This window comes from Pseudoalteromonas sp. US3C1013, from assembly GCF_048401115.1.
Taxonomy (GTDB): domain Bacteria; phylum Pseudomonadota; class Gammaproteobacteria; order Enterobacterales; family Alteromonadaceae; genus Pseudoalteromonas; species Pseudoalteromonas undina.
The window spans coordinates 375,436-392,067 of sequence record NZ_CP183076.1 but is presented as its reverse complement, the minus strand read 5'-3'; the positions used below and the strand labels follow the sequence as shown (position 1 = coordinate 392,067).

The window sequence follows — 16,632 nt, the reverse complement described above, 5'->3', positions numbered from 1 at the left end:
ATTTATGTTTAGTGTATTTAAAAAAGTTAACGCCCTGTGCGTTGGCTTGATTAATACAATAAGGCTATTGAGGAATTAAATAAAATTGATTGTTTAGATTAAAACAATCGATTTTTAAGATTACCCAAGGTAAGAAGTTAAAATAATTGAATGTGAGCTATCTTAAAATTAAAAATACTAGTTACACTGAGCACTAAAGGTAGCCATCAGAAAATGAGATTTTCAAATTCATTTTCAGGTAAAGCCTTGCTAAACAAAAACCCTTGCCCTTCTTCACACTCAAGCGAAATAAGTGTATCTAGCTGTGCTTGAGTTTCAATGCCTTCACCAACTATCCTCAAATTCAATGAATGCGCTAAATGGGTAATTGCTTTCACTATATCTAGGCTTTGCTTATCATCAACCATATCTTTAACAAATGACTGGTCAATCTTTAATACATCAACAGGGAATAGTTTTAAATACGACAAGCTCGAATAACCCGTTCCAAAGTCATCTATCGCTATGCTCAAACCAAGGTTTGAAAGTCCGTTTAATATTCTACTTGTTTCATCAAAATCACTCATTAAAGCGCTTTCTGTCACCTCTAATTCAAGATAACCACTAGGAAGCTCAGTATCCTCAAGTATTTGCGCTACGCTTTCTATAAATTTAGGATCTGTAAATTGTTTAGCCGCCACATTAACAGCAACTTTAATTGGATGGCCTTTATCTAGCCAGCGTTTAGCCGCTCTGCAGCTTTGTTTTAAAACGCTATGACCCAACTTATTAATTAAACCAGTCTCTTCAGCTAATGGAATAAAGTGTAACGGAGATATTAAACTCCCCTCCTCATCTCTTAACCTTACTAACGCCTCAGCGCCTATAATTAATTTATTTTTTAGGCTAAGTTTGGGCTGAAAGTGAACTTCCAACGTGTCATTTTCAAGTGCATTTCTTAAAATCTTATCTATATTTTGACGTTGATGAAACTCATGTTCTAAGTCATCTGAAAAATAACAAAATCTATCTCTACCGTGCTCTTTGGCTTTATACATTGCTGCATCAGCATGCGACATCATTAATTCGGCAGAATCAGAATCCGTTGGATTAATACTAATTCCCACGCTTATAGTTAAATTAAACTCTCTTCCATCAACACGAAAAGGTTGATGCATTGCATACAAAATATCAGATGCAACAGCATCAACATGACACGGCGATTTAATATCTGGGAGCAACAATACAAATTCATCCCCGCCAACACGGGCCAAGGTCGTATTTAAATCAACAATAGATTCAAGTCGTTTAGCAACCAGTTTTATGATTTGGTCGCCAACATGGTGTCCCTCTGTATCATTTAAATATTTAAAATGATCAATATCAATTAACATTAACGCCACTAAAAAACCATTACGCACAGATACCTGACAAGCATGCGCAACGCGATCATGTAATAAAATTCGATTGGGTAAATCGGTTAATTGGTCATGGTTTGCTAAATGGCTCATCTTAACAGCCATCGCAATCGACTCGCTCACATCATGAAAAACTATAATCGCGCCAATAATATTCCCCTTTTCATCTCTGATGGGGGAAGCAGAATCCTCAACCCGATGAATTCTGCCATTTAAGCTCGTTAATTGGCAATTAAGCGCCATAGCTACTCTTCGCTGCTCTTTTAAAGCAATAGAAATTGGATTAAGGCTTTTGTGCTTTGTGGTTGCATCCCGTAGTTGCATAACCTCTGAAATATGATTACCAACTGCTTCATGCATTACCCAACCGGTCATCATCTCTGCAATCGGGTTCATAAACGTTATTTTTTCGTCTTTGTCTGTTGCTATAACTGCGTCGCCAATCGAGTTGAGCGTTACGCGCAATCTTTCTGATTCAATAGCAAGTAAACGCTGTGAATGTTTTAGTTGTTGCTCTTGTGTTTTTAGTTTTAGATGATTGCCAACGCGCAAGCGGCATACCTTAAGATCAACGGGCTTTTGTATATAGTCAATCCCACCCAACTCTAAAGACAAATGCTCAAACTTACTCTCATTATGGGAGGTAATAAATATTACTGTTACACCACTAGTTTTGGGATCGTTTTTTAAGCGTTTACACACTTCTAACCCGCTAATATCAGGTAATTCAATATCTAATAAAATAATTTCTGGTAAGAACTGCTGTGCTTTTTCAATGGCGCCAAAACCAGTATCGCTACATATAACTTCTGCAATATCTGATAAAGCTCCCTCTAAAATCATTAAACTAGTGGGTTCATCATCAACAATAAGTACTCGATGCGCAAAGCTTTGATCTACAGTGGTTAACACAATCACTTCCCATAAAAAATTAAACAAATGCACATAAAGCCTAGCTTAGTTAACCCAAACCTCCACCAATTACCTAAAATATATACTTAAGCATTATATTATTAGCGTCAATCAAAAAGGGTTTGTAGAGTTCTAAATTTGAGATAAATGAATACAAAACAAAACTCTTTATTAAAAGTAAAACTTGATAAATTACCTATAGCTCTCTAAGTTTATGGTAGCTAAATAATGGCTGGTCTTTAATTGGAGTAGTGGATGCCAATAAATCTTAAGAAAAGGATAATTCGTCAGGTAAGTAATTACACCCTTTTATTCCCTATTTCTTTATCCGCCATAATTACCTTAATTGTTGTAGCCATTATTATTAATGAAGCAAGTTTATCGCGCTCAGTACTTGGCTCTGTAGAACTAGAAATAATAGACAAAAACCAATCTATTAATTCACAAACACAAGAGGTTATTGAAAACTACCGTCGAGATATTCGTTTTTTACACGCAACCCCTCCAATCAAAGGTTTAGCCAGGGCATCAAATAACAAAGGTGTAGACCCACTAGAGAACACCACCTATGCTCAATGGAAAACAAGGCTTGAAATTATATTTGCAGCGTTTTTAAAAAATAACCCCGATTACGAGCAGCTAAGAATCATCAGTACCAACAAAAAAGGACAAGAACTGGTAAGGGTTGATCGCGTTCAGGGTGCAGTAGAGGTTATAGATTTAAATAAGCTCCAAAATAAAGGAGCGCAAGAGTACTTTACGGCCAGCAGTAAACTCTCTGATGGCGAAATGTATCTGTCTGAAATTTCGTTGAATAGAGAGTACGGTAAAATAGAGTTTCCTTATCGCCCGATGTTGAGGCTGTCTATGCCAATTTTTGATGAAAATCAAAATAGATTTGGCTTTATCATAATTAACGTTAATGCTAATAACTTAATAAGCATTATTAGCAACAGTATTAATTCACCATTTGAAATCGCTTTAACTGACAGTAACGGCTATTTTTTATTGCATCCAAATAAAAACTTCACCTTTGGTAAAGACCTAGGTAGTGATATTAGCATCAATAATAATTACACTTTCAACCCCGTTGCTAATAGCTCATTGTCGCTTATAAAACCAAAAAGCATTGCGCAAACAAGTTATTACACTGCAAGAAAACAAATCACTTTAGCGCTGGGTGAAAAACAAAACTTTTTATCTAGCCACGTTTTAGCGCCTGTTGAGTATATAAAAAATATTGAAATGGAACGCAGAACAAAGCTCTACACCTTTTTGCTTATTTTGGTTATTTTATTAACTATCATTCTCGCATTTTTCAATCGTAGTCTTCGCAAAAGCCAAGAGCTTGCAAATGCGCGCGCACAATCTGAGGCAATTATAACCGGCTCATCTGATGCGGTAATTGGCATTACCAATAACGGTATTGTATCTAGTTGGAATAATGCCGCAACTCTGATGTTTAAGCTTGGAGAGTTAGAAGCAATTGGAAAACCAATTAATGATTTAAAAATAATAGATCAGCTAAATTTTAACGAGATAATTGAAAAGTTCACTGATGGTACTCGTCAATTTAAGCAAGACGCTAGTATCAGTAACGGCTCTACTAAACGCTACTTTTCACTCTCTTTATCAGCCATTATCGATCAATTTGGAATGTTTATTGGTATTGCAATAATAGCCAGAGATGTAACCAAAGAGCGCACCATTGAGAATGAAATAATAAAAGTAAATCATGAGCTTGAAAATAAAGTAGCCATTCGCACTAAAGAGCTCAAACAAGCCAGTGAAGTAAAAAGCGCGTTTATTTCTAATATAAGCCATGAAATGCGTACTCCACTTAATGGCATAGTGGGTACTTTAAACTTAATAAAAAAAGAGCCATTGAGTGAAACACAAAAAAACTATTTAGAAATGACCGAAGTGAGTGTGAGTGCTTTATCTGTATTAATAAATGATATTTTGGATTTATCTAAAATAGAAGCAGGTAAACTTGAGTTGAACTTTAAAGAGTTTAATTTAATAAAATTAATCGAAAGTGTTTGTGGCAGTATGGCTGTTAAAGCTCAGGAGAAAGGCCTCGAATTTGTTTTAGATGTTGTGAATTTAAAATGTAAAACGATTACAACTGACCCCCATCGTTTTTCACAAATTCTGACTAACTTAGTAAATAATGCGATTAAATTTACTGAAACTGGGTTTATAAAGGTCACCGCTTATTGCGAGCAAACAAGCAATGATACTGTGACCGTTCACGTAAAAGTTACCGATAGCGGTGTGGGCATTGCACAAGAAAACCAGAACAAATTATTTACCGCCTTTTCCCAAGAAGATAAAAGCGTGGCATCTAAATTTGGTGGAACAGGGCTGGGGCTTTCTATATGCAGACAGCTTTGCAGCCTGCTGGGAGGAGAAATTAGCTTTGAGTCAGAAAAGTCTCTAGGTAGTAGTTTTCACATAAAACTAACACTGAGCAATGATGATACAACTCATTATAGTTTTGCCCCACGATTAAAAAACAAAAGCTTCGCTATTGTGACTAAAAATAACGAGTTAGCCGACAGCATAAATAATTTAATAGCTGCTTTTTCTGGAAATAGTTTTTCAGCTGAACAATTACAACAATCTCTTGTTTCAGATGATATAAAAAACGTGTCTTTACCTGACTTTATACTTATTGAACAAGACGACACATTGTTAAAACGTTTAGATGAAATGTGGCCAACTATTGCTAATCATCATGTAATTAAAGTTATTTTATTAGCAAATCGCGGTTATCCTCAAATTAAGACAAGACACGTGCAAGCCAGCTTACTTTCTAAACCAATACTTATTTCAGAGTTTTTAAAAACAGTCGCCGATGAACGCAGCCTTGAAGATAAAATAAGTGCTGGTAGCAGTAATATTAATATTAACAAACGCCGTGAATCAGACTCAGTTAAAACTGATAACTCTGACTTTAAAGGGGCACATGTTCTTATCGTTGATGATAACGAAATAAATATAGAAGTAGCCGCGGGTATATTGTCATGTTTATCTTTAGAGATAGATACCGCGTCAAATGGCCAACAAGCAGTAGAAAAACTTGTTAACTCGGTGGCCAATAATCATCAATACCACTGTGTATTTATGGACTGCCAAATGCCTATATTAAATGGTTATGATGCAGCAAAACAAATAAGAGCTGGTGAAGCAGCGCCTCAAAATATTGATATTCCCATAGTCGCTATGACTGCTAATGCAATGATGGGTGAAAGACAAAAATGCCTAGATGCAGGAATGAGTGATTACATCACTAAACCAATCTCTGCAGAGGTATTAGTTGCAACGGCTACAAAGTGGTTGTCTTCAACTTTTATAAAAGAAGCTCCATTGGAAAATAATCAGCTTAACGAAATTAATAAACCAATTTCTGATACTTTGGATAGTCAAAGTTTACCTGATTGGGATAAAGATAACGCGCTATCTCGGTTATTAAATAATGAAGAGCTTCTTATAAAAGTATGTGAATTATACCTTCAGAGTACACCAATGAAGCTAGAAGAACTTGAGGATGCAATAAATAACAATAATTTATCGCAAATATCAAAATTAAGTCATGGCTTGAAAGGCTCATCAGGTGATGTAGGTGCGGCTAACTTGCATAAATTATTTGATGAATTAGAAGTAATGGCCAGTGAAAATGCCATGGGCAGTATGAAGAATAAATTAGAGCTCATTCAAACTAGCTACAAAAAACTCGAATCAACCATTAACAGCTACTTAGAGATACAACCCAGTAGTTAGCATTTTGGTGGTGATAATGAATAAACCACTGAAAATATGTATTGCTAATTAAAGTTAAAAACGCCTAAAGGCGCTTTTAACTTTTGAGTGTATTGCTAACCAATACTACCAAAAAATATAAAAGCACATAGGATGTTTATTCTTACTCGCTATACTGGTCAATTATAACTTTTAAACTATTGAATTCTATAGGCTTGTTTATAGTGTTAGTTATACCCGCTGTCACGTACTCAGGCTCGTCTTTCTCAGTGATGTTTGCAGTAACGGCAATAATCGGCACATCGTGGTAATTGGCTAGTTCCCTAATATATTTAGTTGCCAAAAGCCCGCCCATTACCGGCATTTGGATATCCATCATAATTAAATCAAATTGTTGTTTAGTACATAGTTCAAGCGCTATTTCACCATTATCTGCCACGATAATATGTTTAATACCCATTGCTTTTAAAAAGCTTTCTAGCACGATTTGATTTACCGGATTATCTTCGGCAATTAATACCTGCACATCTTTATTTTTAATATTTACATCGGGTAATTGTGCTTGTTGTTTTACGCTTTTATTTGCAATGGGAATATTAAGCCTTAACTGAAAGTAAAATGTCGAACCCTTATCCAATTCACTTTCTACTTGTAAATTACTGCCCATTAAGTTTAATATTTTACTAGAGATAGTTAATCCAAGCCCTGTACCACCAAAACGACGTGTTGTTGAAGTGTCAGCTTGTGTAAAAGCATCAAATAACGTTTTTATACTATGTTGTGAAATACCTATACCACTATCGATAACGCTAAATAGTAACATCACTTCATTGCTATTTTTCTCTTTTAGAGCAACAGATAATGTTACTGTTCCACACTCTGTAAATTTAAATGCATTCCCCAATAAATTCATTAGTACTTGTTTTAAACGGGTTTCGTCGCCTTGTACCAAATCAACAGAATCTACTTTTTCTTTTACTATTTTAAACTCTATATTTTTATGGTCGGCTTGCGATTTAAAAATTTGTTCCAGCTCATACAATAAAGCACTTAATTTAAACTCTCTATTTTCTAGTAGCATTTTATCGGCATCAAGCTTACTTAAATCAAGAATGTCATTAAGAATAACCAATAAACTGTTACCTGAAGAGCTAATAACCTCAATCATGCGTTTTTGTTTAGCATCAAGCTCTGTATTACTCACTAGCTGTACCATGCCTAAAATACCGTTCATGGGAGTGCGTATTTCATGGCTCATATTAGCTAAAAACTCAGATTTGATTCGGGATGTTTCTTCTGCCGCTTTTTTTGCTTCAACTAGGCGCTCGTTTAGCACTCTAAATTTATTTGCTGCTTGGGCTAAAAACCCTATTTCGTCTTCACGGTTAATATCAGCTATGTTTGCTGAGAAATCACCATTTAGAAATGATCTAAAACTAAATGTGAGCCTGTTAATCGCTTTAATAATATGAAAGTGAAAAAATAAAGCGAAAAGAATAAACAAGGTAACAGACAAAAATAACGACACTTGAATAACAGTTTGCGCAGCATCAATGCTCTCTTGACTGGTTTTCGAAATATCACTAAGCAACAACAATGCATCTTCTTGCAATTTTTTGGCAAGTGCTGAAAACTCGACCGAATCACCGGCAATAACAATATTACTTAAGGTTAAATAGTTTCTATTAGCTTGAATGGCCTGAGCAAATAAAGACTCGAATTTAGTTGTTAAACTATTTAGTTGCTCGACCTTGTTGTGGCCAATCATTTTGTTTGTAGCGCCACTGTTGGTTAATTGTTTAATTAATTGTAGCCGCTGTTTTACTTGACTACGTTTGGCGTAATCGCGTTGAGTTAAAAACAGGATTGAATTGCGATACAGATGATGCCAATGATCCTTTAGCTGAAACAATAATAAATCCTTGCCCAGCTTGGCCGTTTCTCGATCCCTGCTTGCTAAGGTAGTTAATGCTAATTCGTAGGTATTTGGTAACTGTTGCTCAATAATTTTAGACTTTTCATCATATCGTTTTTTAAGACTATCGATACTTTTGCCATAATTTAAAACCAATGATTGCATGGCGTTTAATGAGTTTTTAATCTTGTGTTGCTGAATTCGCTGTTGTGCTTCAATTAACCGCGCTTGAATACTTTGCTGAGTGCTTTTTATTTTATCAAAAATAACCTCGCTACCCGACACACCATAAACCGAAATATCTCGTTGAATCTGTAAAATATCTTTGTTAATTTCAAATACAACAACTGACAGCCCATTAATATTCAATACATTTTTACTGGCTTGCTCTATTTTGTCGGTTCGCTCATTAATAACAACGTAAACTATTATTTGTATTAAAATAAAAATAGCCAACGAAGATAATACTTTAATAGATAAAGAACCAATTAACTGTTTCAGCATTCAATTCCCTTATGCGTTTAGTAGTTCAAACCATTTATCTAAACTGTAATCGTAGTTATCCATCACTGTATTCCACACCGCAATATTAGAAAAGCGCTTTTCATAGCTGCCGCCATCGCGAATTTGCCCTGGCATAATTATATTTTTGCCATCGGTACCCGCTAGTGGTTGAGTCGCTTCTTTGCCATCGTACCAATAATCCCATTCGGGGGTGGTAATTATTTCTTTACTACGTTCTGGATTAGAAATGTAATAACCTTGCTTTGAAATAAATGCACCAGGCCAGCCCGATAACCACCAGTTCATATATTCATAAGCGGCGTCTTTTACGTGCCCTACCGTATTAGCAGAGAGACACATTACCCCATGCCATGCTCGATACCCTTCTTTAGGAGATGCATTAACAACGGGTAAACCTTGGGCTCTACATGCAGTCACCCCCGGTGAAAATATGCTTTGAATATGCACGCGCTTTTTAAGCATAAACTCAACAGATTGTGGCACCGATGTCCAAAACCCAGAAAAATGCCCTGCTTGCTTTTTATTAATTAAAATTGCAAACAGTTTGTCTATTTCTGCAACACTCATATTGGCAATATTATTAAATGTCATCAGCCCTTGAGCCTGGGCTGCCAATGCGGCATCGAAAATACCTATGGTGGGGGCATTCACCAAACCTACATGACCTTTGTTACTCTCTTCAAGCAACCAGCCCCATGACTCAGTCTCGTAAGCCACACCCTTAGGTATAAAATTAGTGTTATAGCCAAATGAATCCACATTGTGAACATAAGGCATAAAACTTATTTTATCAGTTGCTTGGCTTCCAAGTGAGCCATCTTGTTGAACATATAAAATTTTGTTGGGCGCATCACCTGCGCCCAATTTTGCTGTGGGAACTAACTTACCGGTTTTGGTTAGTGGGTTTATTTCCTGCCAATATTTTAGTCTTTCTACTTCAATTGGTTGAATAGCATTGGCTTGCCACAATATATTAATTGAGTCAGACCATTGTTCATATAAATCAAATGAAGAGGGATCAGCTGCTGCTTTTTGTAAAACGGCCGCACTCCCCATAGGGGTAAATTCAATATTAATACCGAGCTCTTGCATGGCGCGGACTCTAAGCTCTTCTTGTAAAGTTACATGCGTTCCCATGACTCTAAGCGTAACCGGTTTTTTTGCAAACACATACGGCGCTTTAAATGCGACAGCAGAGGTCGCAGCACCGACCGCTAGCGTACTTAAAAATTTACGTCGAGTGACATTGTTAGCCATACTAATCATCCATTTACTGATTCCCACAATCAGTATAGGTAATAATCGAATAATCACTAACTTAGCGCTTCCAAAAACACTATTTTAATTAAAATGAGTGATCGTCATAAATAACATGGTCGTTTAATCATTGTATAAATTTTATAAGATAACTCTATCTATCCTTGTTACACTAGCAGTGTTGAAATACCTACTCGATTAAGGCGCTTACCCATGGAAAAATTTGTTAATCACATTCAACTAGGCTATTTGGGCTTGCTGCCGTTTTTAGGCTGTGTGGGTTGGCCACTTATGTTTGGCAGTAACAGTGTTAATTTAGAGTTTTTTAGTTTTTACAGCATCGCTATTTTAGCGTTTATGGCAGGTAATTTATGGCATGCAGGGCAACAAAGCTTTGCCGATGCCATTAAAGCTGTGCTGCCGGTAATTCCTATACCGTTTTTATCATTTTTGCCGATTGAGTGGATGCTTGCTTGGTTAGGCGCGAGCTTTTGGTTAGTACTGATTTTCGAAAAAGCGTCGATTCATTGGCAGGGTTATCACAAAGATTACCAAAAAATGCGCTTTGTGCTTACATCTGTGGTGTTTGTGTGTCATATCTTAATTATTGGTATGAGTATTTACCCTAAATAACACGCCATTACTTAACCATTGGTCTGTAATAGGGTAACATCCGCGCACTGTATTGAGAGGACACCCCATGATAGACCAATTGCGCCAACAGCTTACTGACCTTGGTGAGAATTTTGTAGAAAAAAACGCCGCTTTTAAAATAAAAGTGATCCCTTTTTTTTGTGCCATTAGCATAAAAAAAGATCATAAAAGCGAAGGTCGTCTTTCTTTTTATTCAAATCAACTCATTGAAATACTAATGGTTGTGTTGTTTGTATTGTTTGGCTTATCTATATTTGATCCTGACGCAGGATTTACCCATGGTCCTATCCACATTGTTTTTGCTATTTTGATTACCTTTAACCTAATTTTAAAACAGGTTGCTATTGAGGGTTTAAAAACACGTTTAGCTATGTACAGGTTGCATCAAGCACCTCAGCAAAATGATGAGCCCGAAAACCCAAACACATCTTCACGCTAATATGTATTTAAATCCAAACTGGAACATACTTACGGTAGGTGATGGCGATTTATCGTTTTCAAATGCGCTTTATCGTCATATTAAGCCAAAAAAGTTAGTGGCATCCACTTACGACGACCAATCAACTATTGAGCAAAAGTACCCAGACAATGCGCTCAATGCTTTAAAGTCGCAAAAGGTAGAAGTACTTAATAGCTTTGATGTAACCAACCCACAATGTTGGCAAACGCTCGGCCAGCATTTACATAGTTTTGATGTGGTTATTTTTCAATTTCCGCTTATTCCTGCGTTTGTTGGTCGCGATGCATTTGAACACAATACACGCCATACCAGCATGAACGTACTTAACCGCGCATTACTGCATCAATTTATAAAATACGCCAATGAGTTTGCTTTAAATCCACAAGGTGCAGGGCTATGTTTCATCACTTCAAAAGATGTTAAACCTTATCGAGAATGGAATATTGAGGGCAGTTTAAATACCCATTTAAACGCACAATATCAGGGGCAAATGCCATTTGATATTAGTCACTTTAATGGTTATAAAATTCGTAATGTTGACCGTGATAAACACGTTAAAGACACCAGCGGCATTACCTATGTATTTAGTGAAAAACCCTTACCTGAACTAGCTAGCTTGTTAACTTTGCCTGCTTACTTATCCGATAATTATTGCTCGCTATGTCGTGTAGGGCCGTTTTTAGCTGACGAGGATAAAAGCAAGCATTTTGCTGCTAAAAAACACCTGCAAATGATCAAACTAGAGCAAGACTGGCAGCAATGGTTAACAGCGTTTTATAAAACAACTTAAATTGCTTGCTTAATTAAATCAGCCGCTTTTTCTGCAATGGCTATCACACCAGCATTGGTGTTGCCGGTAATTATATGCGGCATAATTGAAGCATCAACCACACGCAAATTTTTCACGCCATGTACTTGTAGTTGGCTATTCACTACCGCCATGGGATCTTGCCCCATTTTACAAGTGCCTACAGGGTGATATTCAGTCTCAGCCGTTTGCCTAATATACTCAATAAGCTGCTCATTATTGTTAATATCTAGCGGGTAAACCATATTACCTCTAATTACATCAAATGCTTCACTTTGCATAATCTGCAGTGTTTTTTTAAGCCCCGCTAACATCACGTTTAAATCATCGGGGTGGCTTAAATAATTAGGATCAATAAGTGGTGCACTCAAGGGGTTGGCATCGGCTAATCGAATCGTGCCACGGCTTTTAGGTTGCATAATACTACAGTGAATACTATAACCATGGCCTAGGTGCAGTTTACGGCTATGGTCATCCACCAGCCCAATTACAAATTCAAGCTGTACGTCGGGTACTTTTGAATCGGAAAATAGCTTTATAAAGGCATGTGATTCTGCAAAATTACTAGTAAGCTGCCCTTCACGTTTGGCAAACCAATCAACGCATCCTTTTGCAATATTAAACGCCCCACCCGCACTTATACCAAATGTGCCTTTACTGTATTTAGCTTTATACAATGGCACAACGGTTAAGTGGTCATGAAGGTTCTCTCCAACACCAGAAAGCTCGTTTACTATTTCAATATTATGCTGCTTTAGTTGCTCTTTAGGGCCAACTCCCGATAGCATTAAAATTTGCGGTGAGTTAATTGCGCCAGCGCTTAAAACCACCTCTTTTTTTGCATGCAATACAACGGCCTTATTGTTTATAGAAACAGAGACTCCGGTTGCGGTTTTATCGCAAAAAAGCACTTTATTAACGTGTACTTTGCTAAGCACAGTTAGGTTTTTTCGATTTAAATGAGGGGTTATATACGCTTTTGCCGCGCTACAACGCTCCCCTTGATATTGAGTCACTTGCGATAACCTGGCTCCCACTTGCTGCCCTGCGTTTATATCGGCATTGTGCGGTACACCTTGTTGTTCGCAGGCGTTTAAAAACAGCTGATTTACTGGGCTTGGCTGGCTTAAATCCTGCACATGCAAAGGACCATAAACCCCGTGTACATCACTTTCAGTAAAGGTTTTATTATTTTCAGCTTTAATAAAATAAGGCAATAAACTCTCATAATCCCAGCCCTCATTGCCCAGTGCAGCCCAACTATTATAATCGTGCTTATTACCTCGAATATAAACCATGGCATTAATAGAACTTGAACCGCCAAGCACTTTGCCACGAGGCATAAATCCGCAGCGATTATTAAGTTCTTTTTGAGGTACCGTATTGTAATGCCAGCTATTAATGCCATAAGGCACGCTTGCAGCGACCCCTGCAGGCATTTGAACCATTGCACCTTTATCACTGCCGCCCGCTTCAATTAAGCACACACTCACATTTTTATTTTCAGATAATCGCGATGCGATAACGCAGCCTGCACTGCCTGCGCCAACAACAATGTAATCAAATGTAGTGATATGCATACTTATTCTCCAATTAAAAAACCAGTTTGCATGGAACATCGAATAAAAACTTGTTATTTTTAGACATCCTCACGCAAAAGTATATTTTATGAGCCGCTTAATTAGAGCCACCTCTTTACAAGGAATAGACCATTTAATTGCAGAACTTGGGGGGGATTTCTCAGCCATAATGCAGCAGTGCGCCATTAGTGTGGACTTTAATAAACTAGAGCAAGAAACCCTTACTTACCGCGCGTATGCACAGCTATTAGAGCATTGCGCGAATACACTAAATTGTCCAAATTTTGGGTTAAAACTAGCAAGTCTGCAAAGCTTTGATATTTTAGGCCATATTGCAATAGCCGCTCAAACAGGCACTAACTTAGCTGAGGGGTTAGATTGGGTGATAAAATATTTACACTTGCATACGCCAGCGCTTAATTTAACCACTCTCCCACTTGATGATAATGAGCACGTGTTTTTATCATTCGCTATAAATCTCAGGCCATTACCGGCAATAAACCAGGTAATAGAGCTCACCATTGCATTGGCCATAGCTACCTTAAAAAATATGAGTAATGGCCGCTGTAAGCCACAAAGTGTATTTTTACCTCATACCCTAGGCGCAAATAAGCAGACCTACCACCAGCATTTTGGGTGTAAGGTTATTACTCACAGAAATAGCGCCGGTGTATTAATTGCCAAACAAGACTTAGATTTAACACTTAACATAACTAAGCAACATAAAACCCAAGCAGCACTTAACTTTTTAGCTGAAAATAATGCTTATGGCCAATCTTTACCCGATCAGGTAAGCGCGCTTATTCGCATTATGCTGCCGATATTTCAAAGCGCTAATAATACTATTGCCGCTGCGCTTAATATTCACCCTCGCACCTTGCACCGAGAACTTAAAAAGCACGATACCAGTTTTGTAAAGCTCAAAGACGCCACTCGCCGCGCCTTATGTGAGCACTATTTATTACAAAACCAATTGTCGGTGACTCAAATTTCAGAGCTTTTAGGTTATCAGGAGCAAGCTACGTTATGTACTAGCATTAAACGTTGGTTTAATTGCTCTGCCCGCGCATTTAGAGCCAAACATTGTTAAACTGCGCCCTTGTTTAAAAACAGCAAAGGCTATTCATGAATTTTGTAATTGTAGGTACTAATTTTATTAGCGACACGTTATTGGCAGCGGCTAATACTCTCAGCAATTTTAATTTATACGGTATTTGCTCTCGCCAAATAAGCAGCGGCGAGCGCTTTTTAGCTAATCATCCAACAAATACCGATGCTAAAATTTTTACCTCTATTGATGCTGTGTGCCAAGATGAACAAGTAGACGCAGTCTATATAGCGGCGCCCAATAGCCTGCACAGTGCATATGCAATACAGTGTTTAAAAGCGGGCAAACACGTATTAGGCGAAAAGCCCTCAGCGGCTAATAGCAAGCAACTTGCGGCTATTTTAACTGCGGCAAAGCAGCATCAGCGCCTTTACATGGAAGCGATGATGACAACGCACTTACCTAATTTTGCGCACTTACAAGCTGCCCTAAAAAAAATAGGCACACCACGTAAGTTTATTGGTCAATTTAGTCAGTACTCATCACGTTACGACAAGTATAAAAATGGTGAGCGCCCTAATACTTTTTTACCTGAATTTGCAAATGGTGCCTTACTAGATTTGGGTATTTACCCACTTTATCTCGTTATTGCATTATGGGGAGCACCACGCTCTGTGCACGCCAGCGGCGTATTACTTGAAAGTGGTGTGGATGGTGCAGGCGATGTGCTTTTAAATTATCCCGACAGACAAGCGGTGATCAGCTATTCGAAAATTTCACAAGGCGAAAATATCACTGAAATTCAGGGGGAATTAGGTCGAATTAGAATCGAAGCCGTGTCGCAGCTTAAAAAAATAGAGTTTATTGCTAACAATGGCCAAAAAGAGCTTATTAGCACGGAATTTGACGAGCACTTTATGAAGTACGAACTCAACCATTTTATTAATACCATTGAGCAAAATCAGGGGGAGTCTAGCGTTAATACTCATCAGCTTTCTGTCGATGTAATGCAAGTACTTGACACCGCACGCGCACAACTTGGTGTTGTTTACCCAGCAGATTTATCCTCTTAATAAAACAAAAACTATCGGCTAAGCGATAAGCGTATTTTATCGCTTGGCCTTTGAGCGCACTTTACTAAACACTGCTATTTTGAATTAAGCTTAAAAAGATCACAAAATTTGACTTACCTCTGAGATCAAAAGCAGGTAACATGCCGCCAAAATTCATCGCAATCTTTAAGGACATCCATGCAAAAATCAACCAAAGATCTATTACTGGCTATTTTATGCATATTGCTAGCAATGATGACGATTCAGTCAGGCGCGTCACTGGCTAAACAGCTTTTTCCTATTGTTGGACCTGAGGGCACAACAGCCTTACGTTTAGGGTTTTCGGCCGCTATTTTGTGTTTGATTTTTAAACCATGGAAACACTTCCCTGTTGCAAGCCAACGCTTACCCATATTAATTTATGGATTAAGTTTAGGCGGCATGAATATTCTATTTTATTACGCGATAGAACGTATCCCATTAGGTATTGGGGTTGCGCTTGAATTTACAGGCCCATTAGCTGTCGCGTTGTTTTCTTCTCGCAGAAAACGTGACTTATTTTGGGTTGCCTGTGCAGTGGCCGGTATATTATTACTTTTACCTGATATGAAAGGTCAAGACAGCCTTGATCCAGTCGGTGTAGTGCTCGCACTTGCGGCGGGTGCCTGTTGGGCTGGCTATATTTTATTTGGTAAAAAAACAGGCAGCCAAAGCTCTGGTGGCGCAACGGTTGCGATGGGCATGACAATATCAGCCATTGTGCTGGTGCCTTATGGCGGCATTTCACAAAGTGCTGCATTTACTTGGGATATTATTCCATTAGGCATTGCTATCGCCGTGCTTTCAAGCGCCCTGCCTTATACTCTTGAAATGATTACTTTACGTAATATGTCGCCACAAGGTTTTAGTATTGTAATGAGCCTAGAACCTGCAATTGCAGCACTCGCTGGCTTAGTTATTTTAGGTGAACTGCTAAGCATTTGGCAGTGGCTGGCTATTTTACTGGTGATTATTGCCTCGGTAGGTAGCTCCATGTCTAATGGTAAAAAGCAGCCTGCTGCTTAGAGTTTAATAATTTAATTGCGTCATGAACTATCATGGCGCAACTTCTCATCTCCTATTTTACAACTCCCTCTTAGTATAATTAAGCCTACGTTTTATCTCTCCTTTCACACCATTCATTGTTGCACTTAAAACAATATATACCATCTCCTGTGTGTGCATTATTTATACAAACACCTTGTTATATTTAAACTTTA

General features: G+C 37.8%; 11 protein-coding genes. 7 read left to right on the top strand and 4 right to left on the bottom strand.

The genetic code is table 11. From position 1 onward, the window contains the following. Window positions 1–206: 206 nt before the first annotated feature. Window positions 207–2,309: an EAL domain-containing protein gene (locus ACNSN2_RS17135; RefSeq protein ID WP_010389221.1), complete on the bottom strand. Its 2,103-nt coding sequence runs from the start codon at window positions 2,307–2,309 to the stop codon at window positions 207–209. A gap of 255 nt (window positions 2,310–2,564) precedes the next feature. Between ACNSN2_RS17135 and ACNSN2_RS17130 the strand changes: the two genes are divergently transcribed. Further along, complete coding sequence (locus ACNSN2_RS17130; RefSeq protein WP_010389223.1) at window positions 2,565–6,095, top strand: ATP-binding protein; 3,531 nt, start codon at window positions 2,565–2,567, stop codon at window positions 6,093–6,095. Between the two features lie 142 nt (window positions 6,096–6,237). On the opposite strand, the gene ACNSN2_RS17125 is transcribed toward ACNSN2_RS17130, so the two are convergent. Continuing rightward, window positions 6,238–8,493: an ATP-binding protein gene (locus tag ACNSN2_RS17125; RefSeq protein ID WP_418609584.1), complete on the bottom strand. Its 2,256-nt coding sequence runs from the start codon at window positions 8,491–8,493 to the stop codon at window positions 6,238–6,240. Window positions 8,494–8,502: 9 nt separating this feature from the next. Beyond that, a complete protein-coding gene (locus tag ACNSN2_RS17120) occupies window positions 8,503–9,771 on the bottom strand; it encodes an ABC transporter substrate-binding protein (protein ID WP_010389226.1) in 1,269 nt (422 codons plus the stop codon). A 213-nt stretch (window positions 9,772–9,984) separates the two neighbouring features. Between ACNSN2_RS17120 and ACNSN2_RS17115 the strand changes: the two genes are divergently transcribed. The 3 genes from ACNSN2_RS17115 (at window position 9,985) to ACNSN2_RS17105 (ending at window position 11,675) form a co-directional block, all read left to right on the top strand. After that, window positions 9,985–10,404 (top strand): DUF3429 domain-containing protein, encoded by a 420-nt coding sequence (locus tag ACNSN2_RS17115; protein WP_010389229.1) that lies wholly within the window; start codon window positions 9,985–9,987, stop codon window positions 10,402–10,404. Between the two features lie 67 nt (window positions 10,405–10,471). Beyond that, window positions 10,472–10,864 (top strand): hypothetical protein, encoded by a 393-nt coding sequence (locus ACNSN2_RS17110; protein ID WP_418609587.1) that lies wholly within the window; start codon window positions 10,472–10,474, stop codon window positions 10,862–10,864. Window position 10,865: 1 nt separating this feature from the next. Continuing rightward, window positions 10,866–11,675, top strand: a complete 810-nt coding sequence (locus ACNSN2_RS17105; RefSeq protein WP_418609826.1) for a class I SAM-dependent methyltransferase — start codon at window positions 10,866–10,868, stop codon at window positions 11,673–11,675. On the opposite strand, the gene ACNSN2_RS17100 is transcribed toward ACNSN2_RS17105, so the two are convergent. Next, the gene (locus tag ACNSN2_RS17100; protein WP_418609589.1) at window positions 11,672–13,273 is read right to left on the bottom strand and encodes a GMC family oxidoreductase; all 1,602 of its coding nucleotides are present in this window, start codon (window positions 13,271–13,273) and stop codon (window positions 11,672–11,674) included. The two genes, ACNSN2_RS17105 and ACNSN2_RS17100, sit on opposite strands and share 4 nt — an antisense overlap. 88 nt (window positions 13,274–13,361) lie before the next feature. Here ACNSN2_RS17100 and ACNSN2_RS17095 point away from each other — a divergent pair, with 88 nt between their 5' ends. From ACNSN2_RS17095 to ACNSN2_RS17085, 3 genes are all read left to right on the top strand, one after another. Continuing rightward, window positions 13,362–14,363: an AraC family transcriptional regulator ligand-binding domain-containing protein gene (locus ACNSN2_RS17095; protein ID WP_418609591.1), complete on the top strand. Its 1,002-nt coding sequence runs from the start codon at window positions 13,362–13,364 to the stop codon at window positions 14,361–14,363. A 35-nt stretch (window positions 14,364–14,398) separates the two neighbouring features. Beyond that, window positions 14,399–15,394: a Gfo/Idh/MocA family protein gene (locus ACNSN2_RS17090; RefSeq protein WP_418609593.1), complete on the top strand. Its 996-nt coding sequence runs from the start codon at window positions 14,399–14,401 to the stop codon at window positions 15,392–15,394. Window positions 15,395–15,571: 177 nt separating this feature from the next. Continuing rightward, window positions 15,572–16,438, top strand: coding sequence for an EamA family transporter (locus ACNSN2_RS17085; RefSeq protein ID WP_008115672.1), 867 nt, complete (start codon window positions 15,572–15,574; stop codon window positions 16,436–16,438). The last annotated feature ends 194 nt before the right edge of the window (window positions 16,439–16,632 follow it).

Bases quoted from the DNA above. Each gene is read 5' to 3' on its own strand.
- ACNSN2_RS17125 (WP_418609584.1), bottom strand. From the start codon at position 8,493: ATGCTGAAACAGTTAATTGGTTCTTTATCTATTAAAGTATTATCTTCG.
- ACNSN2_RS17095 (WP_418609591.1), top strand. From the start codon at position 13,362: ATGAGCCGCTTAATTAGAGCCACCTCTTTACAAGGAATAGACCATTTA.
- ACNSN2_RS17085 (WP_008115672.1), top strand. From the start codon at position 15,572: ATGCAAAAATCAACCAAAGATCTATTACTGGCTATTTTATGCATATTG.
- ACNSN2_RS17115 (WP_010389229.1), top strand. From the start codon at position 9,985: ATGGAAAAATTTGTTAATCACATTCAACTAGGCTATTTGGGCTTGCTG.
- ACNSN2_RS17100 (WP_418609589.1), bottom strand. From the start codon at position 13,273: ATGCATATCACTACATTTGATTACATTGTTGTTGGCGCAGGCAGTGCA.
- ACNSN2_RS17130 (WP_010389223.1), top strand. From the start codon at position 2,565: ATGCCAATAAATCTTAAGAAAAGGATAATTCGTCAGGTAAGTAATTAC.
- ACNSN2_RS17090 (WP_418609593.1), top strand. From the start codon at position 14,399: ATGAATTTTGTAATTGTAGGTACTAATTTTATTAGCGACACGTTATTG.
- ACNSN2_RS17105 (WP_418609826.1), top strand. From the start codon at position 10,866: ATGTATTTAAATCCAAACTGGAACATACTTACGGTAGGTGATGGCGAT.
- ACNSN2_RS17110 (WP_418609587.1), top strand. From the start codon at position 10,472: ATGATAGACCAATTGCGCCAACAGCTTACTGACCTTGGTGAGAATTTT.
- ACNSN2_RS17120 (WP_010389226.1), bottom strand. From the start codon at position 9,771: ATGGCTAACAATGTCACTCGACGTAAATTTTTAAGTACGCTAGCGGTC.